This window comes from Pseudomonas parafulva (genome assembly GCF_002021815.1).
GTDB lineage: Bacteria > Pseudomonadota > Gammaproteobacteria > Pseudomonadales > Pseudomonadaceae > Aquipseudomonas > Aquipseudomonas parafulva_B.
Genome location: NZ_CP019952.1, coordinates 2,732,237 through 2,757,600, shown reverse-complemented (window position 1 = coordinate 2,757,600; position 25,364 = coordinate 2,732,237). Strand labels below are relative to the sequence as shown.

Below are 25,364 nucleotides of genomic sequence, written 5' to 3'. Positions count from 1 at the left end.
GTTTGTACCTATTGTTACGAAACTGTCCGGCCGGTTCGGTGTCGCGTTGCATCGTCCGCGACCCTGGTTTCACCTTCAGGAGATCTTATGGCTCAGGACACTCGCTCTACGGCCAGCCCGTTCAAGCGGCTGTTTTTCGCCCTGCCAGTCAGTGATGCCCAGCGCCGCGATGTCTCCCAGTGGCGACGCAGCCTGGCGCTGCGCAGCGGCAGGCCGGTGCCAGCCGCCAATTTCCATATCACCCTGGCATTCCTGGGCAATGTCGATGCGGCGCAGGTCCCATCGGTGTGCGCTGCCGTCGACCAATTGCTGCTGCCCGACAAGGCGCCGAGGCTGGTGCTTGATCGCTTGCAGGTGTGGCACAGGGCCGGTGCCCTGGTGCTTGAGGCGCAGCATACGCCTGCGCCCCTTCTTCAACTGGTCTATGGGCTGCAACAGGCGCTGCTGCCCTTGGGTATCGCCGTTGCAGACCGCACCTTTCGACCCCACTTGACGTTGTCCCGCGACTTTCACGGGCAGCCCCCTGAGGCCAGCACGCCGCCTGAGTTCTTTGTCAGCGCCCGGGAATGTGTACTTTACGAGTCTCGAAAGGGCGCCTATCAGCCATTGGCACGCTGGGCATTGGGGGATGGAGGCGCATTCATTAGCCCACTGGGCTCACACCGGTAGGCTCTGATACGGCAGTTCTTCGCCGGGGCTGCGTTCGAATTGGCGTTTATACTCGCGGCTGAACTGCGACGTGCTCTGGTAGCCCACCCGATGGGCGACCTGAGCCACGCCCATACCTTCGCCGATCAGCATCTGCTGTGCCTTGAGCAGCCTCAGGCGCTTGAGGTACTGCATGGGCGCCATGTCCGTGCAGCGCTTGAAATGCTCGTGGAAGGTGGAGACGCTCATGTTCGCTCGCCCAGCCAGAGCCTCGACGCTCAGTGGCTCGCAGTAGTGTTCGCGCAGGTGGGCCAAGGCGGCGCCGATGCGGGCGAAATGGCCCTGTTGCTCGACCAGCGCTCTGAGTACCCCGGCCTGCGGGCCACGCAGGGCGGCGTACAGCACTTCACGCACCCGGGCCGGCCCCAACACCTTGGCGTCCACAGGATCTTGCAGGCACTCCAGCAACCGCTCGACCCGCTCACGCATGGGCGCGTCCAGGGCGGCCGAGGTCATCGACTGGGGCGTCTGAGCCTGCACCGGGCCATCGGTGGCAAGGCCGCTGCTCTGCACCAATTCGCTCAGCGTGGCGCGGTCGATGGCCACTGCCACGCCCAGCAAGGGCACATCGGGCGTGGCGAAGGTTTCGCACATGAACGGTACCGACAGCGCCTGCACCAGGTAATGCCCCGCGCCATACTCGAGCGTGCGGGGCCCCAGGCGGGCCAGCTTGCTGCCCTGGGCCAGGATCATCAGGCTCGGCTCATAGATCTGCGGGCTGCTGGCCACGTAGTGGTCCCAGCTCAGCACTTGTACCTGGGGCAGGTGGGTGGGCACGAACCCTGGGCGAACCGCCAGACGGCGTATGAGTGCGCAAAGCGGGGCATTGGCGTCGACGTGACGGGTCAGTTGCATGGAGCACCGGGGCAGAGAATCGGACAGCATGGGTGGACGGATTATGCCCGCCGCGCGTTGGCTGCACCAGAAGCTTCGGAGAATCAGGCAAGGCTTCCGGAGAATCTGCGGTGGGCAATGTTCCTATCTGAGAACAAAATGCTTCACATGAACCGTTTCACTTAACCGCGAGGTCTCTATGTATACCGCTATCGGTTACGCCGCCCAAACCCCCACCAGCCCGTTGGCACCCATGACCTTCGAGCGCCGCAGCCCGCGCCCGGATGACGTGGCCATCGACATCCTGTATTGCGGGGTGTGCCACTCGGACATTCACCAGGCCCGCAACGAATGGGGCATTGCGGTCTACCCCTTGATGCCAGGCCACGAGATCGTCGGCCGCGTGACCGCGGTAGGCGCCCAGGTCACCGGCCACAAGGTCGGTGACCTGGTCGGTGTCGGCTGCATGGTGGATTCCTGCCGTCAGTGCGCGGCCTGTGCCAAGGACCTTGAGCAATACTGCCTCGAAGGCCCGACCATGACCTACGCCACGCCCGATCGGGTCGATGGCAGCAACACCATGGGTGGCTACTCCAGCAGCATCGTGGTGAGCGAGCATTTCGTGGTACGCATCCCCGAGGGCATGGACCTGCCCAGCGCCGCCCCTATCCTGTGCGCCGGTATCACCACCTATTCGCCGCTCAAGCACCACGGTGTAGGCCCAGGCCACAAGGTGGGCATCCTTGGCATGGGTGGCCTGGGCCACATGGGCATCAAGCTGGCCAAGGCGCTGGGTGCCGAAGTCACGCTGTTCACCCGTTCCGAGGCCAAGGCCGCTGAGGCGCGCCGCCAAGGGGCAGACCATGTGATTGTGTCCACCGACGCCGAGCAGATGAAAGCGGCAGCCGGTCGTTTCGATTTCCTGCTCGACACCATCCCGGTTCAACATGACCTCAATCCCTACCTGGAAACCCTGACGTTCGACGGCGTGCACATCCTCGTCGGGTTGATCGAACCGATCGAGCCTGCGCTGCATGCTGCCAACCTGGTCATGAAGCGCCGCGTGCTGGCCGGCTCGTTGATCGGCGGTATCGCCGAAACCCAGGAAGTGCTGGACTTCTGTGCCAAGCACGACATCCGTTGCGACATCGAGATGCTGGATATCCGGCACATCAACGAGGCCTATGAGCGCATGATCGCAGGCGATGTGAAGTACCGCTTCGTGATCGACATGGCGACCCTCAAGGCCTGATCGGCCGTCGACCTGCACCGGGATCAAACGGTGCAGGTCCTGTTGCTGGCCTTACCAGGCCAGCGGCTTGTCCCCACCTTTCCAGAACAGCCAGCGGCGGACCTCGCCATGCGGGCCTGTACCGATCTGCCAATCAGGTCGGCCACTGTCGAGCGCGATCACCGAGATGAACCCCGCATGGCTTGCGGCAACGAGGGTTCGACCATCCTCGCTGATGTCCATTGCGCTGATGGTAGAACCTAGATAGTGCTGCCAGCGTTCGCCACCGTCTTCCCCAAAAGCCCGTAAATAACCATAGGCATCGCCGACGATGTACTCGTCCTGGCGCGCCACGCCTGCGTAGATCCGTGCGCCTTCCTGCACCACCGGCGTGCGGGGGTCCTGGCTGTAGTAATCCGTATCCAGGCCCTCCAGGTCGCTCACCCTGACGGCCAGCGACGCACCGCTGTAGAAGTGACAGGCATTGAGCAGCAACTGGTTCCCGGTACGGTTGAACAAGGCGTAGTGCGGGTATTCGCTGGCCGGTCCGATACTGGCAACAGGCGTTAACTGACGGTCCAGCACCTGGTGTCGGTTGGCTTGCTCGCCTACCACGACCCATTGCCCGTCGGGCGATACAGCGCCATGGGCCATGCTCAGGCCCAGGATGATGTCATCGGGGTCCGTGCCCTCTGCCAGCGCTTGCTCGACCTGCTCCTGGCGCGGCAGCAGCCGGCTCGCGCCCTGCTCAGAGAGCACGAAAATGCCCTCGTCGCTGATCAGCAGCACCTGTTGCCCATCGGGGAAGGGTATCAATGCAGTCGCAATGGGGGGCAGGTCGAAAGGCTCGAACGGATAGCCTTTGGGCAACCCCTCCAAACCGGTAGGCCACGCCAGCCGCCGCACCTGTGGGCCGCCCCATCCATCGGTCACGCGCACACCCTCGGCGTTGGCCAGGGCGAAGAAGCGTCGAGCCGGGCAACGGCCGAAATGCTCGACGCCGATGATGGGTGTCACGGTATAACCATCGATACGCACCACCTGGCCTTTCTCGTGGGGCATGCCGATCCGTGCGAGCAGGCTCCCGTCATCGAGCAGCAGCAACGTGGCGATACCCTGACCATGGGTGTCGAGCAGGGGCAACAAGGGCGCATGGGCTGGCGGCCAAGCCTGGCGAAATGCCTGGCGCTGGTGCTCCTCGACGGTCGGCTGGTTGACCTTGCGCAAGGCGGCGCGCCAGGCGTCCAGCAAGTGTTCGGTGGCAGGGTGCCGGGGTTCTTCGAGCTGCTCCCAGCCGTGCGCACTGCCTTGTGCGACATAGTCGTTGACCGCCTGGGCGTAGGTGATAACGGCCTGCTGCCATTGCTGCTGGGGATGCTGCTTGTCCATGAGTGGGTGGAACTCCTTGATGTGCGCCAGTATCCGAGATTGCGCATGGTACGCCTTCGGTACGGCGGTTGTGAGGCCCGAGCATGACGCGTACCATGCCTGCGTCCCCAATTTTAATAAGACACACGCTCATACCGCTCCTTGCCGGGGCCGGACGTGCGTGGTCTTGCCTTGCCTGTGGAGAACCGGTTTCACGCCATGAACGGACCCTTACCTGACCACTTGCCGCCCACAGTAGGCGGCGGCAGCTGGCTGAGCGTCATCGCTCTGGCGTTGGCTGCCTTCATCTTCAACACCACCGAGTTTGTGCCGGTGGCGCTGCTCAGCGACATTGGCCGCAGCTTCGACATGACCACCGCGCAAGTGGGGCTGATGCTGACCATTTATGCCTGGGTCGTGGCATTGGCGTCACTGCCGATGATGTTGATGACACGCAACATCGAGCGGCGGCGCCTGCTGTTGTTCGTGTTTCTGGTGTTCATCGTCAGCCATCTGCTGTCCTGGCTGTCGCAGAGTTTTGCGATGCTGCTGCTCAGCCGCATCGGCATAGCCTTGGCGCATGCCGTGTTCTGGGCCATTACTGCCTCGCTTGCGGTGCGCGTCGCGCCCCCTAGGCAGCAGGCCAAGGCGCTGGGCCTGTTGGCCACCGGCACGACGCTGGCGATGGTGCTTGGCATCCCCCTGGGGCGCGTGGTGGGCGAGGCGCTGGGGTGGCGCGTCACCTTCCTGAGCATCGCTGGGGTGGCGCTGGCGACCATGCTGTGCCTGATGAAGTCGCTGCCGTTGTTGCCGAGCCAGAACTCGGGATCGTTGCGCAGCCTGCCGATACTGTTCAAGCGGCCTGCGCTGGTCATCACCTACCTGCTGGTGACACTGGTGATCACGGCGCAGTTTACCGCCTACAGCTATATCGAGCCGTTCGCCCTGCATGTCGCGCAGATCAGCGGTGAGCGCACCACGTTGGTCTTGCTGTTGTTTGGCGGCGCAGGTGTGTTCGGCTCGTTCCTGTTCAGCCGCTACAGCGACCGTTTTCCCCAAGGTTTTCTGGTGGGCTCGATCGGCATGCTGGCAGTCTGCTTGCTGCTGCTCTTGCCATTGTCCGGCAGCTTCCATGCGTTCGCCGTGCTGAGCATGTGCTGGGGTGTGGCGATCTTGAGCTTCAGCCTGTCATTGCAGTCACGCACCTTGAAGCTGGCCTCCGACGCCACGGATGTGGCCATGGCGTTGTTTTCCGGCATCTACAACATCGGCATCGGCGGTGGTGCATTGCTGGGCAGTATCGTCAGCAGCTACCTGGGCGTGGCCAATATCGGCCTGGTCGGGGGCAGCGTGGCAGTGGTCGGCTTGTTGCTAGCAGTGGGCAGTACCCGCCGCTTTCGCGACGCGCTGACCCATTGAGTCTGGCTTTGCGGGCAACAAGGCTGCTCAGCTCAATACCGCAGCCCACGCTGAGAGCAAGAGCAGGCCGCCCAAGGCCTGGTTGAACACGCGCAGGCGGCGTGGCGTTTGCAGCCAGGCCGCACTGCCTGCGCCCAGCACCGCCCACAGCGCCATGCACGGCAGTGCGATCACCAGGAACACCAGTGCCAGTTGCCAGACCGCCAGGCCTGGCGCGGCAAACACGCCGATTACGGACACGGCCATCAGCCACACCTTGGGGTTGATCACCTGCAGCGTTGCTGCGTCCACTGCCGTGAACACCCGCGCCTGGGCTGGCGCGCCGGTAACGCCGGTGCTGCGCAGCAGTTGCCAGGCCAGCCAGCTCAACCACAACACTCCGGCCCACATCATCAGATGCTGGGCTTGTGGGTGGCGCGTCAACCATTGACCCAGCCCCATGCCAACCAGCAACACAGTGGCCGCAGCGGCCAGGCATGCCGCCAGGATGGGCACCAGCGTGCTGCGCAGCCCATGTCGGGCGCCTTGGGCAAGGATAAGCAGATTGGTCGGGCCTGGGCTGATGCTGGCAACCAGGGCAAATGCAACGAATGGCAGAAAAGAATGCGTCATGTGCTGGGGCTCCTTTGGTGTCAGCCCCAATGCTCGCCATTTGCATCGCCTCAGTCTGGAAGGATTGAGCAGCGCTTGCGGTAGTATGCCGGGGTGAGCTGATAGGCCCGCCGAAACCACCGGCCCAGGTGGCTCTGATCGGCAAAGCCCAAGGTGACAGCTACGTCTGCAGGGCTGGTCCCGCTGGCAAGCAAACGCCGGGCCCTGGCCAGGCGCAGCTGGATGAGGTACGCATGCGGGGCGAGCCCGAATGCTGCCTTGAAGGCTCTGGTCAAGCGGTAACGGTCGATGCCACAGGCAGTCGCCAGCTCTTGGAGGCCAACATCCCGTGCGAGGTTGTCATGCAGATAATCGCGGGCCCGTTGCGCCGTGAGCGGCAAGCGCGGGTCTGGATCGACTCGCTTGCGCCAGTGCAGGTGGCGTGTGAGGCAGGCGAGCAAGGCGTCGATGGCTGACTGCCTTACGATGAGCAGCTCGTGTGCATGCAGGGCATTGAAGGCAAACGCGGTGGCTTGGCCAAGCTGCAGGTCCTGGGTCAGCGTGTCGGCGAAACGGGGCAAGGCATCACGCGGCGCGTGTTCGAATAGCAGGCGCAACTGCTGCTCCAGCCAGTCCGGCTCCAGGTAGAGCGTGGAGTAGGTAAAACCTTCTTCAGTGGGCGCGAGCCCGTCGTGCAGGTCCCCAGGTTCAAGCATGAAGACTTGCCCCGGCACACTATGGTGCCTGACCCGCCGGCAATTGAATTGCTGGACCCCTTGCTCGGTGACGCCTACCAGAAAGCTCTCGTGCCAATGGGGGTCGTAGGCATGACCGACGAAATGGGCGCGGATCGACTCGATGCCGGTCTCGGCGTCCTGCTTGAGGTCGATCCAGTTACTCATGGGGGCTCGCTGTGTGCATGCTGATGCTTAGGCTGTACAAGAAGCCTAGCGCCCTCGGCTACAGGTGTCTGGAAGATTTGTGCAACTGCCGAGCCTGGCTGCAGGCTGCAGTGCATCGAACCGCTGGCGCAGCCACTGGTGCAGTTGCGTGACGGCGGGGGTGAGCTGCTTGCGGTGCGGGCATACCAGCGTGACAGGTGTCGGCTCGCCCGGCCATTGAGGCAGGACGATTTCCAGCCTGCCGCAGGCGAGGTCATCACTGACATCCAGCCACGACTTGTAGACGATTCCCTCGCCAAGTACCGCTAGGCGGCGAATCACATCGGCGTCATCACTGATCAGTGGCCCTTTCACGTGCACCGTGCGTTGGCCAAGTTGCCACTTGTCGTACACCCGACCGTGCTGCATGTACAACAAGCAGTCATGGGCATGCAGTGCCTCGGGCGTCTGCGGTCGGCCGTGGCGGGCCAGGTAATCGGGGGAGGCGACCAGGACGCGCTGGTTCCAGTCGGCCAGGGGGAGGGCGATGTAGTTGGCGTCCTGGTTCAGGCCGTAACGCACGGCAACGTCCACCGGATCACGGTTCAGGTCGGCAATCTGGTCGGACAGCATGAACCGCAGGTGCAAGGCCGGGTGCGCCCGGCGAAACGCGCTGAGCCAGGGCAGCAGCATGTTGCGGCCCAGGTCCGAGGGTGCTGAAACCTGTAAGGTGCCGCGCAGGGCGGTGGCATTGCCATGCAAATCGTCATGCCCGCGACGCAGGCTTTCCAGCACGTTCACGGCAGTCGGCAGGTAGCGCTCGCCCTCGGCAGTCAGGCGCAGGCTGCGGGTAGTGCGAACGAACAGGCGTACGTCCAGATCACGCTCCAGCCGCTTGATGGCGGCCGCCACCTGGCCGGGCAACAGGTTCGCTTCGATGGCAGCTGCGGTGAAGCTGCCCAGCGCGCTGCTGCGCACGAACAGTTCGAGGTCGGCAAGACGCAACATTGTCACTCCAGAGGTGAAAGTGTTGCTCGATTGTGCCGGTTTTTATTTGTGGCAGGAAAGATACCATGGGCATTCCTTTTCTCTCGACGTCCGGAATTGCCCATGGATACCGTCTCGCTGGCCAAGCGCCGCTACACCACCAAAGCCTACGATGCATCGCGTCAAATTCCCCAAGCCACGGTCGATGCCTTGCTCGAGCAATTGCGTCACAGCCCATCTTCGGTGAATTCCCAGCCCTGGCATTTCGTCGTTGCCCAGAGCGAAGCTGCCAAAGCCCGCCTGACCATCAGTACCGACACCGACTACGCCTACAATTCGCCCAAATTGCGCGATGCTTCCCATGTCATCGTTTTTTGCACGCGCACCGACATGACCCAGGCGCACCTGGAGGCCGTGCTCGCCCAGGAGTCACTCGACGGGCGTTTTCGCGATGAGCAGGCCAAGGCGGCGCAGGACAACAGCCGACGCCACTACGCCGACCTGCATCGTTACGAGCGCAAGGACCTGCAGCATTGGATGGAAAAGCAAACCTATCTTGCCTTGGGTACAGCCTTGCTGGGCGCCGCTGCCCTGGGCCTGGACGCTACCCCCATCGAAGGCTTCGATAGCCAGCGCCTGGATGCCGAGCTTGGCTTGCGCGAACAAGGCTTCACCAGCGTAGTGCTGCTGAGCCTGGGCTATCGCAGTGAAACCGACTTCAATGCCGGGTTAAGCAAATCGCGGCTCCCGGCATCCAAGGTATTCACCTTCCTGTAAAGGCATGCCCGGCTGGCGTGGTTCACCAGAGTGCAGCGCTGGCCGTGGTCAGTGCCGAGGCCAATACCGCAATGGCCTTGTCGACTTGCGCCTCGGTGGTGAACCTGCCAACGCTCAGGCGAATGCTGTTACGGGCACGGCGCTCGTCCAACCCCAGCGCCAGCAGGACGTGGGATGCCGCATTGTTCGCTGAATTGCAGGCCGAGGTGGTCGACAGCGCCAGTTGTGTGGCGAGCGCCGCGCTGTTGAACCTTGCCTGATCGATACACAGGTTCAGGGTGTGCGGCACGCGCTGGGTAGCGCAGCCGTTGAGCGTGATGCCGGGCAGGGCCAATAGGCCCTCGCGCAGGCGCTTGGCCAGCTGCGCCAAGCGCTGGTACTCGCCATCGCCTGGTTGGCCGGCCAGGGCAAACGCGCTGCCCATGCCCGCGATCTGATGCGTGGCCAGGGTACCGGAGCGCAAGCCTTGCTCATGACCCCCCCCATGCAGTTGGGCACGCATGCCGGCGCGCGCGCGCGGGCCAACGAACAGCGCACCGATGCCTTTGGGGCCATACACCTTGTGGGCGGAAAAGGACATCAGGTCAACGGGCAGGCTAGCCAGGTCGATGGCCAGCTTGCCTACCGCCTGAGCTGCGTCCACGTGGAACACGGCGCCGTGCGCCCGCACCCGCTCGCCGATGGCAGCGATGTCGGTGACTGTGCCCAATTCATTATTCACCGCCATCAGCGACACCAGGCGCGTATCGGCACGCAGCGCGTCCTGAACCATGGCCGGATGGATCAGGCCTGATGGATCAGGTTGCAGTCGGGTCACCGCCCAGCCTTGGCGCTCCAGTTCGGCTGCGGTGTCCAGAACGGCTTTGTGCTCTAGCTGACTGGTAAGCAAATGCCCAGGCTGGCCCAGTCCCTGCGCGACGCCTTTGAGCGCCAGGTTGTTGGACTCGGTAGCCCCGGATGTCCATACCAGTGACGCCGGCGGCGCCCCCACGCGTTCGGCCACCTGCTCACGGGCCAGTTCGACTGCATCGCGCGCTGCCCTGCCATAGATATGCCCGCTCGAGGCCGGGTTACCAAAATGGGCATGCCGACCGAGGCATCCAAGCATGGTCTGGATCACTCGATCGTCGACCGGGGTAGTGGCAGCGTAATCGAAGTAGAGAGGGGCGTCAGACATAAGCAGGTCCATTGGCAAGAGAGCGAGGGTGCCTGAACAAGATTAACTGCGTCACGAAGAGACTTTTGCTCTAAATCAGGGCGTTTTAAGACCATTTTGCAAAAGCATTCTCCGGATCGGGCATAACGAAAAAAATATTCCCACCCTTGTCTCGACACTCAGACGGTCTCTTCTCATTGACCGTTGAGAGTCCGTTCCTCTTCGCTGACTACCCGCTCGCACAACTCGGTAATCTGCTCGCGCATCCAGCGGTTCGCTGGGTCCTGGTCAGTGCTTTCATGCCAGTACAGGTGCGTCTCCAACGCCGGCACCTCCACAGGCAGGGGCTTGTAGCACAACTGGTGACGGCGGGCGAAACGCTCTGGCACGGTCATCACCATGTCGGTTTGCTGCAGTACTTGCGAGGCCATCAGGTAATGCTGTGAGCGCAGGGCCACCTTGCGCTGCACGCCCATCTTGCCCAGCGCAAGGTCCACGTAACCCAGCCCGTTGCGGCGGCTGGAAATGTGGATATGGGTCATGCCAAGGTACCCATCCAGGCTCAATGCCCTGTCGGCCAGCGGGTGACCTTGGCGCAGGGCGCAGACGTAGCGGTCCTGCATCAACTTGATGTGCCGCACTTGAGGGTCGGTGTTGAGGGGGGCGTCGATGGCGAAGTCCAGTCGCCCTGCGGCAAGCTCCTTGGTGGTTTCCCGGCGCTTGCACAGGAAACTCTCGATCAGCACCCCAGGCGCCAGGCGACGCAGGCGTTGGAACAGCGGCGGCAGGATCACAGCCTCGGTCAGGTCGGTCATGCTGATGCGAAACGTCTTGCTCGCTTGCAGGGGGTTGAACGTCCGGCTTTCCTGCACCGAGGTGCGTAGCAATGCCAGCGCGCTGCGGACCGAGCCGATGATGTTCTGCGCCATGGGTGTTGGCACCATGCCCTGGGCGGTCCGTACGAACAGCGGGTCGTTGAAGGTTTCACGCAGCCTGGACAATGCATTGGACACGGCAGGCTGGGTGATGCCGACGATCTGCCCGGCACGGGTGAGGTTGGCTTCGGTGTAGATCGCATCGAAGACGATGAACAGGTTGAGATCGACCTTGCTGAGATTCATGAGCGCCGCTCGTTCTTGGAATTATCGGCCGATCATATATCGGTTATGAATGTTAATACACGCCGAAAATAGACTAGGTGGATGACCAGCGCCTGCCCTAGGCTTGCCCTAATGTCATTCGACCCTGAAGGAACCCGCCAATGGATTTCGCCTATTCGCCCAAGGTGCAAGCGCTGCGCGAGCGCGTGACTGCCTTCATGGATGCCTACGTCTATCCAGCCGAGTCCGTATTCGAACGCCAAGTTGCCGAAGGCGATCGTTGGCAGCCTACCGCCATCATGGAATCGCTGAAAATCAAGGCACGCGAGGAGGGCTTGTGGAACCTCTTTCTGCCTGAATCCGAATACGGCGCAGGGCTGACCAACCTGGAGTACGCCCCACTGGCCGAGATCATGGGCCGTTCATTGTTGGGCCCGGAGCCGTTCAACTGCTCGGCACCGGACACAGGAAACATGGAAGTGCTGGTGCGCTACGGTACGGCCGCGCAGAAGCAGCAGTGGCTGGAGCCTTTGTTGCGGGGTGAAATCCGCTCGGCATTCGCCATGACCGAGCCCGATGTGGCGTCTTCGGATGCCACCAACATGGCGGCTACAGCAGTGCGCGAAGGGGACCAATGGGTCATCAACGGCCGCAAGTGGTGGACCTCCGGCGCATGTGACCCGCGGTGCAAGGTTCTGATCTTCATGGGCCTGTCCAACCCGAAAGGCCCGCGGCACCAACAACACTCGATGGTTCTGGTGCCGATGGATACACCCGGTGTGAGGGTGCTCAGACCTCTGCCGGTATTTGGCTACGACGACGCCCCCCATGGCCATGCCGAGGTGGTGTTCGAAAACGTGCGGGTGCCGTTGGAGAACGTGCTGCTAGGAGAGGGCAGGGGGTTCGAGATCGCCCAAGGCCGATTGGGGCCTGGACGCATCCACCATTGCATGCGGTCCATCGGCATGGCCGAACGGGCTCTGGAGCTGATGTGCAAGCGCGCGGTTGCCCGGACTGCGTTCGGTCAGCCACTGGCGCGGCTGGGCGGGAACGTCGACAAGATTGCCGATTCGCGCATGGACATCGACATGGCACGCCTGCTCACGCTCAAAGCGGCCTATATGATGGACACCGTGGGCAACAAGGTGGCCCGCAGCGAGATCGCCCAGATCAAGGTGGTAGCACCGAATGTTGCGCTGCGCGTAATCGATCGGGCGATCCAGTTGCACGGTGGTGCGGGGGTGAGCGCTGATTTTCCGTTAGCCTACATGTACGCCATGCAGCGCACCCTGCGCCTGGCCGACGGGCCCGATGAAGTGCACCGGGCAGCGATCGGCAAGTACGAAATCGGCAGGTATCTGCCTGCGTCAGGCTCAGCGGCCCAACGCTGATTGCTGGGTTCATGCCGCCAGGCTCAACGGGCCGAGCGGCTGTTGGTATCGGCAGGCGTAGTGGTGGCAGGTTTGTGCAAATGCGCGCCAGTCGGGTCATCCAACTGAATGATGACGCCTTTCTGCCAACTGTCGGCGTCAGCGTCGGGCGTAGGAATGTCAATATCAGCGCGCTGCTTGCGCGTCTGGGCGGTATCGATGCCTAGGCGACGGTTGCGCTGCTCGACCATCGCCGGGTCTGCCTGACCGTCCGCAGTGAAGCCCATCATCAGTTGCGGCACGCCCATCGGCAGTGACTTGTCCTGGTCGGTATGCCAGGTATGCCACGTCTTGCCGTAGGTGGTGGCCAGGCGTTTCATCAAGGCATGTTCGGCAGGCGCAGGGATACCGGGCGCCACCAACTGGCCAGAGGACACTTCAAACCCGTGGCTGTGCCACAGCGCTTTTTCCTTGGCGGGTAACCGGGCGAACAACTTCTGATCGATGATGTACTCCACGCCCATGATTTTGGCCGTGGCCGTGCTGCCATCGTAGATCACGCACTGAATGACGTCTTCGTTGAGGATCGCACAGTAATGATGCGCTTCCATTTGAATATCAGGATGGCCGTTATAGAAGTGAAAACCATCCAGGTAGGCATTCAGTGCGTCAATAGGCGGTTTGGCCTGTAACAGCGCCGCGCCTTTTTCAAGCCATTGCGTGCCGGGTTTTATTGGGGCGCCGGGTGTTTGCACGGGCGATGCGGTTTTGGCCCCTGAGCAACCTGCGAGCAGGGCGCTGGCCAAACATAAGCCAAGAAGGCCGAGGGAAGGGTTGGGCATGATTGAGTCTCCGCAGGGTGTGCGCAACAGACCGCTTGCCGGGCACTAACATTTTCTTTGACGGACAGACGGTAATGCTGTCTAGTTAGTCAAGCCGGTTGAACCAAGCCTATGTTCGACTGCACTAACAAGTTACTGAAGTTTCATTGCCCGTCGTACTGAAAAGGAAACGTCCCCATGTCTCGTCTTGCAGAGTTTCGTCAACTGGAACAGAAATTGGCTGCCCAACTTGCAGAGCTGGAAGCCATGAAAGGTAGCCCTGAGCTGCAAAAAGAAATCGAGTTTGAAACCAAACTGCGAAATCTGCTGGCCAAGTACGAATACAGTTTGCGCGATATCGTCAACCTGCTCGACCCGAAAAACGGTCAACGGCCCGCTGCGCCTGCTGCGGCCCAGAAAGCGCCACGTCGTGCTCGGCAGGTCAAGCAGTACAAGAACCCACACACCGGTGAAGTCATTGAGACCAAAGGTGGCAATCACACCAAGCTCAAGGCATGGAAGGCCGAACACGGCGCTGATGAAGTGGAAAACTGGCTGGCCAAGTAATGCCCACCCAACGTTATCCCACTACCCCGGACGGCCGCTATTTCGTTGTCCGGGGGCGCTTGTGGCGCTGCACCGATCCCTCCCTGTCCGACGCTCTGCGTCAGCACTGGGTGCATGCCTTGATGGACGCGCGCAGAGCGGTAAAGGACGCAAAGGCCAACGACGAACCCGATCAGCTTGCTCGCGCCCGTGCCCAGGTTCAGGCGGCAAAGGTCGCGCTGGGGGAGCGTGGCCCCGTCTGGTGGGGCGACGGGAGCCCGGACTTCAACCGGCGCATGGCGGTCAATACTCCTTATGCCGAGTGGTTTCAATCGCTTGATCCAGCTCAGTAACCGGGGCCTTGGCTTGACCGCGGGTTTTTATCAGCGACACCAGCACACCGCCCAGCAACAGCCCGAACGTGACGCCCAGCGACAATAGGGCGGGCACCTTGCCCACCATGCCGTGGTAGAAGATCTTGCAGCCGATGAAGATCAGCACGAGCGCCAGCGCATACTTCAAGTACACGAAACGGTGCATCAGTGCCGACAAGGCAAAGTACAGTGAACGCAGGCCCAAGATGGCAAAGATATTGGATGTGTAGACGATGAAAGGGTCCTGGGTGATGGCGAATATCGCCGGGACGCTGTCCACGGCAAATACGAGGTCAGCCAGTTCAATCAAAACAAGCGCAAGAAACAGCGGCGTAGCGTGGCGCACGGCATTGCTTTCCCCACTGGGCGTAACGTGCACGAAAAACTTCGAGCCGTGGATTTGATCGGTTACCCGCATGTGCCGCCTTACAAACTTCAGAATCGGATTGTTGGCCAGGTCCGGCTGACTGTCTTCCCTGGATAGCGCCATTTTCACGCCGGTAAAAAGCAGGAAGGCGCCGAAGAGATAAAGTACCCAGGCAAAGTTCTGCACCAAGGCCGCGCCGACGCCAATCATGATCGCGCGCAACACCACCACGCCGAGAATCCCCCAGAACAACACGCGGTGCTGATAGCGTCGGGGAACGGCGAAATAGCTGAAGATCATCGCCATCACGAAGACGTTATCCATCGACAACGACTGCTCGACGAGAAACCCCGTATAGAACTCCAGTGCCGGTTGCGCGCCCAGGTAGTACCAAACACCGACGCCGAACAGCACGCCGACGCCGAAGTAGCCTGAATACAGCAGCAGGCTTTCGCGCATTTCGATTTCGCGGTCATGGCGATGCAGCACGCCCAGGTCGAGCACCAGCAAGCCGACGACGATGGCGACAAAAACCAGCCACAGCCAAGCGCTGGTGCCGAGAAAAGGTGTTGTGAGAAAGGTGTGCAGAGCTGTCATGAGCCCCTCCTGATCGGTCGACGTTGCGTGGCAACAGTGATCCGACATGGCGGCTGGCAACCGTCAGAGGGGCCCGGTATCACTTAGGCTTGAGCGTAGATCCGTTTGCGGGGCACGCCGAATGAGCAGCTGTTACATTTTTTTGCGAAGGGCTTGGGAGGCGCTGACCCCTCCAGTCTTGATGCCGTGCGGCAAGCCTCAATAGACCCAGACCTCGACGCGACGGTTGCGCAAGCGGCCCTGCTCCATCTCGTTACCCGCCACCGGCATCTGGTCACCTAACCCCGCCACTTCCAGCACCTCGATACCCCCGCGCGCCAGTGCCTGGCGTACCGCCTCGCCGCGCAGGCGCGAGAGCAGGGCAGCGCGCCCCGGTGTGTCCTTGGGGTCGCCGAAGCCCACCAGTACGGCCTTGCGATGCGGCTTGCCGGCCTGGTTCAGGTACTCGATGACCCGCTGCACATCCTGGGTAGCCTTGCTGTCCAGGGCGGCACTGCCCGGTTGAAAGCGCAAGTTCACGCTCAACCGCTGAGCGTGCTCTGCCAGCGCCCGATACTGGGCAGGCATGTTCGCAACAGGCGCCACGCGCTGGGCCACGATCTGCTGTGACACAAAGCCTTGCTCGGCCACGATGGCCTGACCGGCGGGGCTCTGGATGAAGTCGATCAATGCAGCGGCCTGAGGGCTTGGGGGAGTGGGCAGATACAGGAACAGGCGGCGTGACAGCGGATAGACCTCACTGGCCACCAAGGCGCGTTCGGGCAGCAGCGCCGCAGCGGTGCCATCGGCCACTGCCAGTACCTTGGTCCCGTGGAGGGTCGAAAGCCCGGTAAACCCGATGGCCTGGCGATCGACTGCTACTTGGGCGGCCAGACGATCGCCGGCTTCAAAACGCCTGGCTGTCGGCGCCAGGTTGACCTGCTTAGGCGCCAGGACCCGTGACCTGAACGTTTCGAACGTCCCGGAGCGCTCGTCCCTGGCGTACAGGTGGATGTCGCCACCGGCCACCCCGAGTTGCTCCCAGCGCCGTACCTGCCCGCTGAAAACCTGCGCAATTTGATCCAGGGACAACTCAGACAAGGGGTTGGCGGGATTGACGAGGATGGCGACACCGTCCAGCCCGATGACATGTTCAGCTGCAGGGGAGCGCAAGTCGCCAAATGCCTGCAGCTGCCGTGCTTCGCTGTCACTGATCGGGCGAGAGGCGGCGATCAGGTCAGCCTCGCCCCGAGCCAAGGCATCAAAGCCCGTGCTTGAGCCATGCGCCGCGATATCGACCTGAATGTCTACACCGTCAGCGCGGGTCGCCGCGATCACTGACTCGTTGTCCGCCTTACCGCTGTGGACTTGCACCTGGGTAGCGTGCTCGGCACGCAGCTGCGCCCGTACCAACGCCGGTAGCAGGGCACTGCCCAGGGTGTTGGAGCCTTGGATGCGCAGGTGCACGGGCTCGGCCCAGGCCATCATCGGCAGCACGGTCAACAGGAAGACGAGCAGGCGGGCCATGCTGATTGGGCCTTCACGGTGGGAATGGCCGCAGCGTAAGGCAGTGGCGTGATGGTGTGATGACAAGGCGGCAACGTCGCCAGGCGGCCGTGCGCAGGCACTTGCGCACGGACGATCAGCGGCGCCTGGATCAGTGAGCGCCGGCCGATTTGCTCAGGTCACTTTCTGCCCACTGGGTATAGATACACGCATCGGCCACCGCCCAGCGTACCTTGACGGTGTCGCCCGGCTGCATCGGCATGCCTGCCGCCGACAAAGCCTTGACCGTCAACGAGGTACCGCCTGCGGTGACCACATGACAGGTTTGGCTTTCACCGAGGAACAACACCTCGCCGACCTTGGCGCTGACTTCGTTCCAGCCGGCAGGCAACGGTTGCTCGGCAGCTTGCTGTGCAGTCAGGGCAAGGGCTTTCTCAGGCCGCACCATGATCAGGGCATCCTGATCTTGGCCCAGGCCTGGGGTCAGGCGAATGGCGACGCTTTGGCCTTCGAAGCTGCCTGCGCCATTGCTGTTGGCCTTGATGCGCAGGAAGTTGGAGTTGCCCAGGAACGAGGCTACAAACGCGTTGGGCGGGTTCTGGTAAAGGTCGTAGCCACTGCCAAGGCCCACGATTTTGCCATGGCTGAAGATCGCGATGCGCTGGGACAGGCGCATGGCCTCTTCCTGATCATGGGTGACGTAGACGATGGTAATGCCAAGACGCCGGTGCAACTGGCGCAGTTCATCCTGTAGGTCTTCACGCAACTTCTTGTCCAGGGCACCCAGCGGCTCGTCCATCAGCAGGATACGCGGCTCGTAGACCAGCGCCCTGGCAATGGCCACGCGTTGCTGTTGTCCGCCGGACATCTGCGAGGGCTTGCGGTGAGCGAAAGGCTCCAGTTGCACCAGCTTGAGCATGGCATCGACACGCTTGCGTGTTTCAACCGTACCCAGCTTGCGAATGGCCAGGGGGAAGCCAATGTTGTCGCGCACGTTCAGGTGCGGAAACAGCGAATAGCGCTGAAACACCATGCCGATGTCGCGCTTGTGCGGCGGCACGTTGACCAGCGACTGGCCCTCAACGAGTATCTGGCCGCTGCTGGGAGTCTCGAAGCCAGCCAGCATCGACAAGGTGGTGGACTTGCCGGAGCCGCTCGAACCCAGGAAGGTCAGAAATTCGCCTTCCTGAATATCCAGGTCCAGGTTGTCCACGGCGGTGAAGTCGCCGTAATGCTTGTTCAGGCCGCGCAGGCTGACCAGAGCCTTGCCACGCGCGTTGTCTTGGATCACTGCACTCATGGGTTAATCTCCGCGCGCTCAGGCGTTGGTTTCGGCACGCCGGCGCAGGGCGGCGGCAAGGAACATCACAAGCAGCGACAGACCGATCAGCAAGGTCGATGCCACGGCGATCACCGGGCTGAGGTCCTGGCGCAGGGTGGTCCACATTTTTACCGGCAGTGTCTGCAGGTCGGGGCTGGCCATCATCACGCTCAGCACCACTTCATCCCAGGACACCAGAAACGCGAACAACCCGCCGGCGATCATCCCAGGCCGGATGGCCGGGAAGGTCACCTTGAAGATGGCCTGCAGGCGCGAGGCACCGCAGATGACGGCGGCGTCCTCGATCGACTGGTCGAACAGCTTCAGGGAATTGATGATGGAGATGATGGTGAAGGGCAGGGCGACGATCACGTGGCTCACCACGAAGGCGAACAAGGTCCCGGTGTAGCCCAGCTTGAGGAACAGGGCGTACACCGCTACGGCGATGATCACCAGGGGCACGATCATCGGCATGGTGAACAGGCCGTACAGCAGCTCGCGCCCCGGGAAGCGCCCGCGCACCAGGGCGAAGGCCGTGGGCAGGCCCAGCAGCACTGCCGCAACGGTGGTGAGCACGGCGACTTTGAGGCTGGCCAGGGCTGCGTCCATCCACTCAGGGTTGGAAAAGAACTGCCCGTACCATTTGAACGTCCAGCCGGGCGGTGGAAACACCAGCCATTGGGACGAACCGAACGACAGCAGCACGATGAAGACCACCGGCAGCAAGAGGAAGGCGGCAATTACACCGGTGGTCAGGTACAGGCCGGTGCGAAGCGGCCGGCCCATGGCATTGGGAGACAAGAGCATGTGGTTTACCTCGCAGTGCCAACCGGGGATTCCGGCTGCAGCTTCAGGTACAGGTAGAACAGCACCAGGGTGATGACCACCAACAAGGCAGCCGCCGCGCTGGCCAGGCCCCAATTGAGGAACGACTGCACCTGCTGGATGATGAATTCAGGCAGCATCATGTTCTGCGCCCCGCCCAGCAACGCCGGGGTGACGTAGTACCCCAGCGACATGACGAACACCATCAACGCCCCGGAGAACAGCCCCGACCGGCACAGCGGCAAGAACACCTTCCAGAAGTTGGTCCACGGGCTGGCACCGCACACCGAGCCTGCCTGCAGCACCATCGGGTCGATGGCATGCATGGTTGCCTGCAGCGGTAGCACGATGAACGGGATCATGATGTAGCTCATGCCGATCACCACGCCTGTGAGGTTGTGCACCATCTCAAGTGGGCTGTCGATGATGCCCATTGCCATCAGCATTTTGTTGATGACCCCCGAGCTTTGCAGCAGCACCAGCCAGGAGTAGGTGCGCGCCAGCAGGCTGGTCCACATCGACAGCAGGACGATGTTAAGCAGCCACCGGCCCCAGCCCTTGGGTACCAGCGTGATCACCCAGGCCAGCGGAAAGCCCAGCAGTACGCTGATCAGCGTGACCAGCCCTGCCACCGAAAAGGTGTTGAACAACACCCGGGCATAGGCCGAGTTGGCGAACAGCTGTTCATAGTTGCCAAGACCAGGCGTAGGCTCGAGCACGCCGCGCAGTAACAGGCCAACCAACGGTGCGAAGAAAAACAGGCCCAGGAACAGCAAGGCTGGCAGCAGGTTGCGGCTGCCCTTCCAGCGCTGGCTCAGGGAGGCGCGCCGTGGCCTGGCTCCGGGAGCACCGGTGCCCGAAGGGGCACCTTGGGCGTTATGCAGGGCATTGATCGCGACTTTCATTTGACCAGCCACTCATTCCAGCGGGCCGCGATGGCCTGGCCGTTCTTGGCCCAGTAGGCAAAGTCCAGGGTGACCTGATCCTGCGCATAGGCGGTCGGCAGGTTCGGAGCCAGGTCCTTGTCCAGCTTGGCGACGCTGTCGGTGTTGACCGGGGCGTAGGCCGTCTTGTTGGCGAATTCGGCTTGACCTTCGGCGCTGCTGGCGTTGGCCAGGAACTTCATCGCCGCATCCTTGTTCTTGGCGCCTTTGGGAACGACCAGGAAATCGGCCATGACCAGGTTCTGCTTCCAGCTCACCCCTATAGGGGCGCCGTCTTGCTGCAGGGCGTAGACGCGGCCATTCCAGAACTGGCCGAGGGAGGCTTCACCCGAGGCCAGCAGTTGTTGCGACTGCGCGCCGCCGCCCCACCAGACGATGTCTTGCTTGATGGTGTCGAGCTTCTTGAAGGCGCGATCCAGGTCCAGCGGGTAGAGCTTGTCGGGCGCCACGCCATCGGCCAGCAGCGCCAGTTCCAGTACGCCTGGGCTTGGCCATTTGTAGAGGGCGCGCTTGCCGGGGTAGGTCTTGGTGTCGAACAGTGCGGTCCAGTCGGTTGGCTTGCTGGCACCGAGCTTGCCTTCGTTGTAGCCGAGCACGAAGGAGAAGAAGAACGAACCCACGCCATGATCGGAAACGAAGCGCGGGTCGATCTTGTCGCGCTGGATCTGGGAAAAGTCCAGGGGCTCGAGCAGGCCTTCGCTGGCGGCGCGCAGGGCGAAGTCAGCCTCGACGTCGACCACGTCCCACTGCACGTTGCCGCTTTCGACCATCGCCTTGAGCTTGCCGTAGTCGGTCGGGCCGTCCTGCACCACCTTGATGCCGGTGGCCTTACTGAACGGGGCTGCCCACGCTTGCTTCTGAGCATCCTGGGTCGTTCCGCCCCAGCTTACAAAGTTCAGGCTTTCAGCCGCCTGAGTGGCCTGGCAGGCCAGTGTCAGGAGGCTGGCCGACAGCACTGCGGTTACACGTTTGCTCAACAGCATGATTACGCCCTCGTTGCTTTTTGTTATTCGAGGCAGGGCTTGTGGTGCGCCCGCCAACAGTATTCGGGGAGCAGCGGTTACACATTCAAGGTCTACGGAATGTCATATTATGGTATTCCAAACTTTTCGCAAGTAGCAGCAGGCTACCGGCCATCATTTGGTTGATGGCCATGCAGGCGCTGCAATCAGCCGGTCATTGGCTCGAAGGGTATGTTTTGCACCACTTCCAGTTCGTAGCCCGCCAAGCCTGCATATTTCAAGGGCGGACCCAGGTGGCGAAGCTTGCCCACGCCCAGGTCTTGAAGAATCTGCGCACCGGTGCCGACCTCCGAGTACACCTTCGACTGCCCGCGCTGGTAGGGGCGCTGGGGTTGGGTCAAGTGGGGCACACGCTCGAGCAGCGCCTGGGAGGATTCGTGGTTGGCCAGGATCACGACCACGCCTGTTCCTTGCTCAGCCACTTTCTGCAATGCCGCCCACAACGTCCAGTTGGCCGGGCCCGCCCACTCGGCGCCGACCAGGTCGCGTAGCGGATCGATCACGTGCACCCTCACCAGCGTAGGCGTTTCACGGCGCAATTGGCCCATGACCATGGCCATGTGCACGCCGCCGTCGATACGGTCTTCATAGGTGACCAGGCGGAAGGTGCCATGCACCGTGGGCAGCTCACGCTCTCCGATACGCTTGATGGTCTGCTCAGTGCTCAGCCGGTAATGGATGAGGTCGGCAATGGTGCCGATCTTGATGCCGTGGCGGGCCGCAAAGGCCTCAAGTTCAGGCCGACGTGCCATGGTGCCGTCGTCGTTGAGCACCTCGACAATGACCGACGCCGGGCTCAAGCCTGCCAGGCGGGCCAGGTCGCAGCCGGCCTCTGTGTGCCCTGCACGGGTAAGGACACCGCCTTCGCGAGCGCGCAACGGGAAAATATGCCCAGGCTGTACCAGGTCCTCCGGGCAAGCGTCAGCGGCCATGGCAGCTGCCACGGTGCGTGCGCGATCGGCGGCGGAAATGCCCGTGGTGACACCGGTCGCAGCCTCGATCGAGACGGTGAAGGCGGTGCTGAACATGCTGCCGTTGGCCGGAACCATCTGTTCCAGGCCTAGGCGCTGGCAATGCTCATCCGTCAGCGTCAGGCAGATCAGGCCACGGGCTTGCTTGGCCATGAAATTAATGGCTTGCGCGTCGCAGTATTGGGCGGCGATCAGCAGGTCGCCTTCGTTCTCCCGATCTTCGTCGTCCACCAGCAAGACCATCTTGCCTTGCCGATAATCCTGGAGAATTTCATCGATGGTATTGAAAGGCATGTCAGGTGCTCGTGCTGAGATTAATTGTTTATGGTATACCATCATACACAAATGCCCAGCGCAGGAGACAAGCGGATGAAAGCCTACTGGATTGCCCATGTGGACGTGACCGACCCGGTCCATTATCAGCAGTACACACAGCGTGCTCCGGCGGCCTTCCAGGCCTACGGCGGGCGCTTTCTGGCCAGGGGCGGGCGCAGTGAGGCCATGGAAGGGCGGCCTACGCCGCAACGCAGCGTGGTCATCGAATTCGACTCCTATGACCAGGCCGTGGCCTGCTATCGCTCCGACCTTTACCAGCAAGCCTGCGGCCTGCGCCAAGGTGCGGCGTGCGCCGAGGTGATCATCGTCGAGGGCGTCGCGCCCTGATGCCAACGGGCCTGGAGCAGGCGCCGCAATTCTGGCTATGCTTGGGCAATGACCATCCCTGTCCCGTTGCGCCAACCTTGCCCGCCCGGTGCCTGCATTTGCGGTCGCGATCAGCTGGCCACCGAGTGCGAGCCGGCCCGGCGCATCCTGCTGCTCACCCGGCAGGAAGAAAAGCGCCTGCTCGAACGCCTGGAGAACCTTCAGGACATCGAGGACCTCTATCGCCTGCAACGCCGGCTGTATGACAACCTGGGCATCCGGCTGCACATCGCACCGGGCCACCATGAAGTGCGCACCATGCGCGGGATCGTCATCGAACTGGACGATCAGCCTGGGTTGTGCCGCAAGACGCGCCAGGCCATACCGGCGGCCATTCGCAAGGGGCTCGAACGAAATCCGCAGGTTGCCTTCCGCCTGCTCGATACCCACGATCTGCTGCGCGATACCTGACCGAACCGGCCTCACCCAGTCGCCTAATTTTTTGCACGCCCTGCACGTCTACTTGAAAGTTCCCCTGCACCGCGTGCGCAGGGGTAATCCCACTCAAGGAGGCAGGCAACATGACTTCAGTTTTCGACCGTGAAGACATCCAGTTCCAGGTCGTGGTCAATCACGAAGAACAGTATTCGATCTGGCCGGAGTACAAGGCGATTCCCGAGGGCTGGCGGGCGGTGGGCAAGGCAGGGCTGAAAAAGGACTGCCTGGCCTACATCGATGAGGTGTGGACCGACATGCGCCCACTCAGCCTGCGTCAGAAAATGGCTGAAGCTGGCGCGCAGTGACGGTGATCAATCTTCTGTGCCTGCCGTATTCGGGGGCCAGTGCGATGGTGTACAGCCGGTGGCGCCGCGCGCTGCCGGCGTGGTTGCAGGTTCGTCCAGTGGAATTGCCTGGGCGCGGCGCACGCATGGCCGAGGCGCTGCACACCGACATGCAGGGACTGGCCCGGCAGCTGGCCCAGGAGCAGCGGTTGGCGACCAGTACGCCCTATGCCTTGCTCGGCCATAGCCTGGGCGCACTGCTGGCCTTTGAACTGGCCCATGAGCTGCAGGCGCTTGGTTGCCCGCCACCGCTGGCGCTGTTCGCCTGCGGCACTGCCGCGCCTACACGCCGGGAAGACTACGACGGCCAGCGCTGGCGCGAGCCGAAGTCCGACACCGAGCTGATCGATGAATTGCGTGAGCTGCAAGGCACGCCAGAACAAGTGCTTGCCAATGACGAATTGATGAGCCTGACACTGCCGATACTGCGGGCCGACTTCCTGCTGTGTGGGACCTATGCGTATCGTCAGCGGCCCGCGCTTGGCTGCCCGTTGCACGTACTGGGTGGCGAAGAGGATCGGGCCAGCCGCGAGCAGCTACAGGCCTGGCAGCACGAAACACAGGGCTCTTTTTCGCTGCAGATGTTTCCTGGCGGTCACTTCTTCATCCATGACCATGAGCCAGGCGTGCTGGCGGCATTGACCAGCGCCTTGGAACCGCTGCGGCTGACGGGTTGATTGACGTCTTGCCCAGGGTCGGCGAGGCTAGGGCATTTCAACCCTCAGGACAGACCATGCTGATCGATCCCTCTGTGCGCACGTTGGCAGGAGCATCCCTCTGAACGGGCGCATGCTGGTCGCAGGCGCTCTGGCCTTGACCATGTTGCAAGGGTGTACGGGGCACCGAGCGTCCGTACCCCAAGCTGACCCTGCGCAGGTGCGCGCCGAACTGATGCGGCTATTGCCCGCCAATGCCGGTGATCGCGCTGGCTGGGCTGCTGATATCCAGAAGGCGTTCCAGGCACAGGGTATCGAGCCCTCCAGGCGCAACCTGTGCGCGGTACTGGCTGTGACCGAGCAGGAGTCCACCTTCAACGCCGATCCCCAGGTGCCTCAGTTGGGCCGTATCGCTCGGGAGGAAATCAATCGGCGGGCTGCCCGTGTGCATGTGCCCAGGATGCTGGTCGACGGCGCGCTGCAAACCCCGTCAGGCAATGGCAAGACCTATGCACAGCGCTTGCAGGCAGTGCGCACCGAGAAGCAGCTGAGCGAACTGTACGATGAAGTGATCGCGCGAGTGCCTTTGGGCCGTACCTTGCTGGGGGGGCTCAACCCGGTACATACCGGCGGCCCGATGCAGGTGAGCATCGACTTTGCCGAGAAACATGCGCAAGCCTATCCCTACACGCGCGAGGGCAGCGTGCGACAGGAAGTGTTCACGCGCCGTGGTGGCCTGTACTTCGGGATTGCGCATTTGTTGGGCTATCCCGCCAACTACGAGCGTCAGCTCTATCGGTTCGCCGACTTCAACGCCGGTTGGTACGCCAGCCGGAATGCGGCGTTTCAAGCGGCGCTCAGCCAGGTTACCGGGACAGACCTGGCGCTGGACGGTGACCTGATTGCGCCTGGGTCGATCATGCCCGGCACCACCGAAAGGGCAGCACGTCAGCTGGGTCGTCAGCTGGGCCTGCGTAACCCGCAGATTCGCAGTCAGCTGGAGCAGGGAACTGAACTGGATTTTGAAGATACCCGGCTATACCGGGAGGTGTTTGCCCTGGCCGATGCCAAGGCCGGCCGTGCATTGCCGCGGGCCGTGCTGCCGGGCATTGAGCTGAAAAGCCCGAAGATCACCCGCAAGCTGACCACTGCCTGGTTTGCCGAGCGGGTGGATGGGCGTTATGAGCGGTGTATGCGTCGGTGATTGGGTGTGGGTGGCTCACTGCGGCGCGCGCTCGATAGCTAAATAGCGAGCACTTCAAAAGTACAAGCTGTAGCACAGTACCCGTGTAGGAGCGGTCTTGTGCCGCGATGGGCCGCATGGCGGCCCCAGCAATATAAGGTGCGAAGCTGAAATCCTGGGGCTGCTGCGCAGCCCATCGCGGCGCAAGGCCGCTCCCACACGGGTACTGCGTTACAGCTTGGACTTGTGAATTGCTCGGAGAATCCCGCATGGCGGTCAAGCCAGAACCCAAGCCACCTTCATATCACGCAAGGCCCCGCTGCCACCCGTTACCCTTCGCCTGTCC

At 62.3% G+C, this 25,364-nt stretch carries 27 protein-coding genes; 12 read left to right on the top strand and 15 right to left on the bottom strand.

The annotated features are described in order from the left end of the window. The first annotated feature begins 87 nt into the window (after positions 1 to 87). Positions 88 to 669, top strand: a complete 582-nt coding sequence (gene thpR / locus B2J77_RS12395; protein WP_058637341.1) for an RNA 2',3'-cyclic phosphodiesterase — start codon at positions 88 to 90, stop codon at positions 667 to 669. Here thpR and B2J77_RS12390 read toward each other — a convergent pair. After that, entirely contained in the window at positions 658 to 1,563 is a 906-nt protein-coding gene (locus tag B2J77_RS12390) for an AraC family transcriptional regulator (RefSeq protein ID WP_058637427.1), read from the bottom strand. The two genes, thpR and B2J77_RS12390, sit on opposite strands and share 12 nt — an antisense overlap. Positions 1,564 to 1,741: 178 nt before the next feature. Here B2J77_RS12390 and calA point away from each other — a divergent pair, with 178 nt between their 5' ends. Next, positions 1,742 to 2,794, top strand: a complete 1,053-nt coding sequence (gene calA / locus B2J77_RS12385) for a vanillin reductase (protein WP_027914670.1) — start codon at positions 1,742 to 1,744, stop codon at positions 2,792 to 2,794. Positions 2,795 to 2,845: 51 nt separating this feature from the next. On the opposite strand, the gene B2J77_RS12380 is transcribed toward calA, so the two are convergent. Beyond that, positions 2,846 to 4,162 (bottom strand): hypothetical protein, encoded by a 1,317-nt coding sequence (locus B2J77_RS12380; RefSeq protein ID WP_078478763.1) that lies wholly within the window; start codon positions 4,160 to 4,162, stop codon positions 2,846 to 2,848. A gap of 198 nt (positions 4,163 to 4,360) precedes the next feature. On the opposite strand from B2J77_RS12380, the gene B2J77_RS12375 reads away from it, so the two are divergent. Next, complete coding sequence (locus B2J77_RS12375) at positions 4,361 to 5,560, top strand: sugar transporter (protein WP_058637339.1); 1,200 nt, start codon at positions 4,361 to 4,363, stop codon at positions 5,558 to 5,560. 27 nt (positions 5,561 to 5,587) lie between these two features. Here B2J77_RS12375 and B2J77_RS12370 read toward each other — a convergent pair whose 3' ends face one another. The 3 genes from B2J77_RS12370 to B2J77_RS12360 are packed head-to-tail and all read right to left on the bottom strand — an operon-like array spanning position 5,588 to position 8,040. Then, positions 5,588 to 6,172 (bottom strand): LysE family translocator, encoded by a 585-nt coding sequence (locus tag B2J77_RS12370; RefSeq protein ID WP_058637338.1) that lies wholly within the window; start codon positions 6,170 to 6,172, stop codon positions 5,588 to 5,590. A gap of 50 nt (positions 6,173 to 6,222) precedes the next feature. Further along, the gene (locus B2J77_RS12365) at positions 6,223 to 7,053 is read right to left on the bottom strand and encodes an AraC family transcriptional regulator (protein ID WP_078478762.1); all 831 of its coding nucleotides are present in this window, start codon (positions 7,051 to 7,053) and stop codon (positions 6,223 to 6,225) included. Positions 7,054 to 7,098: 45 nt separating this feature from the next. Next, positions 7,099 to 8,040 (bottom strand): LysR family transcriptional regulator, encoded by a 942-nt coding sequence (locus tag B2J77_RS12360; protein ID WP_058637336.1) that lies wholly within the window; start codon positions 8,038 to 8,040, stop codon positions 7,099 to 7,101. 102 nt (positions 8,041 to 8,142) lie between these two features. Here B2J77_RS12360 and nfsB point away from each other — a divergent pair, with 102 nt between their 5' ends. After that, complete coding sequence (gene nfsB / locus B2J77_RS12355) at positions 8,143 to 8,796, top strand: oxygen-insensitive NAD(P)H nitroreductase (protein WP_058637335.1); 654 nt, start codon at positions 8,143 to 8,145, stop codon at positions 8,794 to 8,796. Between the two features lie 22 nt (positions 8,797 to 8,818). Here nfsB and B2J77_RS12350 read toward each other — a convergent pair whose 3' ends face one another. Then, positions 8,819 to 9,973, bottom strand: a complete 1,155-nt coding sequence (locus B2J77_RS12350) for a cysteine desulfurase family protein (RefSeq protein WP_058637334.1) — start codon at positions 9,971 to 9,973, stop codon at positions 8,819 to 8,821. Between the two features lie 173 nt (positions 9,974 to 10,146). Continuing rightward, complete coding sequence (locus tag B2J77_RS12345; protein WP_058637333.1) at positions 10,147 to 11,073, bottom strand: LysR family transcriptional regulator; 927 nt, start codon at positions 11,071 to 11,073, stop codon at positions 10,147 to 10,149. 140 nt (positions 11,074 to 11,213) lie between these two features. Between B2J77_RS12345 and B2J77_RS12340 the strand changes: the two genes are divergently transcribed. Further along, positions 11,214 to 12,443 (top strand): acyl-CoA dehydrogenase, encoded by a 1,230-nt coding sequence (locus B2J77_RS12340; RefSeq protein ID WP_078478761.1) that lies wholly within the window; start codon positions 11,214 to 11,216, stop codon positions 12,441 to 12,443. A 23-nt stretch (positions 12,444 to 12,466) separates the two neighbouring features. Here the strand turns inward: B2J77_RS12340 and B2J77_RS12335 are convergent, their stop codons facing one another. Further along, entirely contained in the window at positions 12,467 to 13,264 is a 798-nt protein-coding gene (locus tag B2J77_RS12335) for an OBAP family protein (RefSeq protein ID WP_058637331.1), read from the bottom strand. 177 nt (positions 13,265 to 13,441) lie between these two features. Between B2J77_RS12335 and B2J77_RS12330 the strand changes: the two genes are divergently transcribed. After that, positions 13,442 to 13,810: a histone-like nucleoid-structuring protein, MvaT/MvaU family gene (locus tag B2J77_RS12330; protein ID WP_058603880.1), complete on the top strand. Its 369-nt coding sequence runs from the start codon at positions 13,442 to 13,444 to the stop codon at positions 13,808 to 13,810. Continuing rightward, positions 13,810 to 14,142: a hypothetical protein gene (locus B2J77_RS12325; protein ID WP_078478760.1), complete on the top strand. Its 333-nt coding sequence runs from the start codon at positions 13,810 to 13,812 to the stop codon at positions 14,140 to 14,142. The genes B2J77_RS12330 and B2J77_RS12325 overlap by 1 nt, the downstream gene beginning before the upstream one ends. Here the strand turns inward: B2J77_RS12325 and B2J77_RS12320 are convergent. The 7 genes from B2J77_RS12320 to ribBA form a co-directional block, all read right to left on the bottom strand. Continuing rightward, on the bottom strand, positions 14,093 to 15,127 hold the full coding sequence (locus tag B2J77_RS12320) for a TerC family protein (RefSeq protein ID WP_078478759.1): 1,035 nt from the start codon (positions 15,125 to 15,127) through the stop codon (positions 14,093 to 14,095). The genes B2J77_RS12325 and B2J77_RS12320 overlap by 50 nt on opposite strands. Before the next feature lie 198 nt (positions 15,128 to 15,325). Next, positions 15,326 to 16,633 (bottom strand): substrate-binding domain-containing protein, encoded by a 1,308-nt coding sequence (locus B2J77_RS12315; RefSeq protein ID WP_058637329.1) that lies wholly within the window; start codon positions 16,631 to 16,633, stop codon positions 15,326 to 15,328. Positions 16,634 to 16,763: 130 nt separating this feature from the next. Further along, positions 16,764 to 17,912: an ABC transporter ATP-binding protein gene (locus tag B2J77_RS12310; protein ID WP_078478758.1), complete on the bottom strand. Its 1,149-nt coding sequence runs from the start codon at positions 17,910 to 17,912 to the stop codon at positions 16,764 to 16,766. 18 nt (positions 17,913 to 17,930) lie between these two features. Next, positions 17,931 to 18,740 (bottom strand): ABC transporter permease, encoded by an 810-nt coding sequence (locus B2J77_RS12305; protein ID WP_023536057.1) that lies wholly within the window; start codon positions 18,738 to 18,740, stop codon positions 17,931 to 17,933. Positions 18,741 to 18,745: 5 nt separating this feature from the next. Continuing rightward, complete coding sequence (locus B2J77_RS12300; RefSeq protein WP_058603884.1) at positions 18,746 to 19,663, bottom strand: ABC transporter permease; 918 nt, start codon at positions 19,661 to 19,663, stop codon at positions 18,746 to 18,748. Beyond that, positions 19,660 to 20,685 (bottom strand): ABC transporter substrate-binding protein, encoded by a 1,026-nt coding sequence (locus B2J77_RS12295; RefSeq protein WP_078478757.1) that lies wholly within the window; start codon positions 20,683 to 20,685, stop codon positions 19,660 to 19,662. Before B2J77_RS12295 ends, B2J77_RS12300 begins: the two co-directional genes overlap by 4 nt. Positions 20,686 to 20,870: 185 nt before the next feature. Continuing rightward, positions 20,871 to 21,989, bottom strand: coding sequence for a bifunctional 3,4-dihydroxy-2-butanone-4-phosphate synthase/GTP cyclohydrolase II (gene ribBA, locus B2J77_RS12290; RefSeq protein ID WP_078478756.1), 1,119 nt, complete (start codon positions 21,987 to 21,989; stop codon positions 20,871 to 20,873). Between the two features lie 75 nt (positions 21,990 to 22,064). On the opposite strand from ribBA, the gene B2J77_RS12285 reads away from it, so the two are divergent. From B2J77_RS12285 to B2J77_RS12265, 5 genes are all read left to right on the top strand, one after another. Then, the gene (locus tag B2J77_RS12285) at positions 22,065 to 22,358 is read left to right on the top strand and encodes a DUF1330 domain-containing protein (protein WP_078478755.1); all 294 of its coding nucleotides are present in this window, start codon (positions 22,065 to 22,067) and stop codon (positions 22,356 to 22,358) included. A 48-nt stretch (positions 22,359 to 22,406) separates the two neighbouring features. After that, the gene (locus B2J77_RS12280; RefSeq protein WP_078478754.1) at positions 22,407 to 22,808 is read left to right on the top strand and encodes a hypothetical protein; all 402 of its coding nucleotides are present in this window, start codon (positions 22,407 to 22,409) and stop codon (positions 22,806 to 22,808) included. 110 nt (positions 22,809 to 22,918) lie between these two features. Next, the gene (locus B2J77_RS12275; RefSeq protein WP_028686977.1) at positions 22,919 to 23,140 is read left to right on the top strand and encodes an MbtH family protein; all 222 of its coding nucleotides are present in this window, start codon (positions 22,919 to 22,921) and stop codon (positions 23,138 to 23,140) included. Further along, entirely contained in the window at positions 23,137 to 23,856 is a 720-nt protein-coding gene (locus tag B2J77_RS12270) for a thioesterase II family protein (RefSeq protein WP_078478753.1), read from the top strand. The genes B2J77_RS12275 and B2J77_RS12270 overlap by 4 nt, the downstream gene beginning before the upstream one ends. A gap of 112 nt (positions 23,857 to 23,968) precedes the next feature. After that, a complete protein-coding gene (locus tag B2J77_RS12265) occupies positions 23,969 to 25,039 on the top strand; it encodes a DUF1615 domain-containing protein (protein WP_416231879.1) in 1,071 nt (356 codons plus the stop codon). Positions 25,040 to 25,364: the final 325 nt, after the last annotated feature.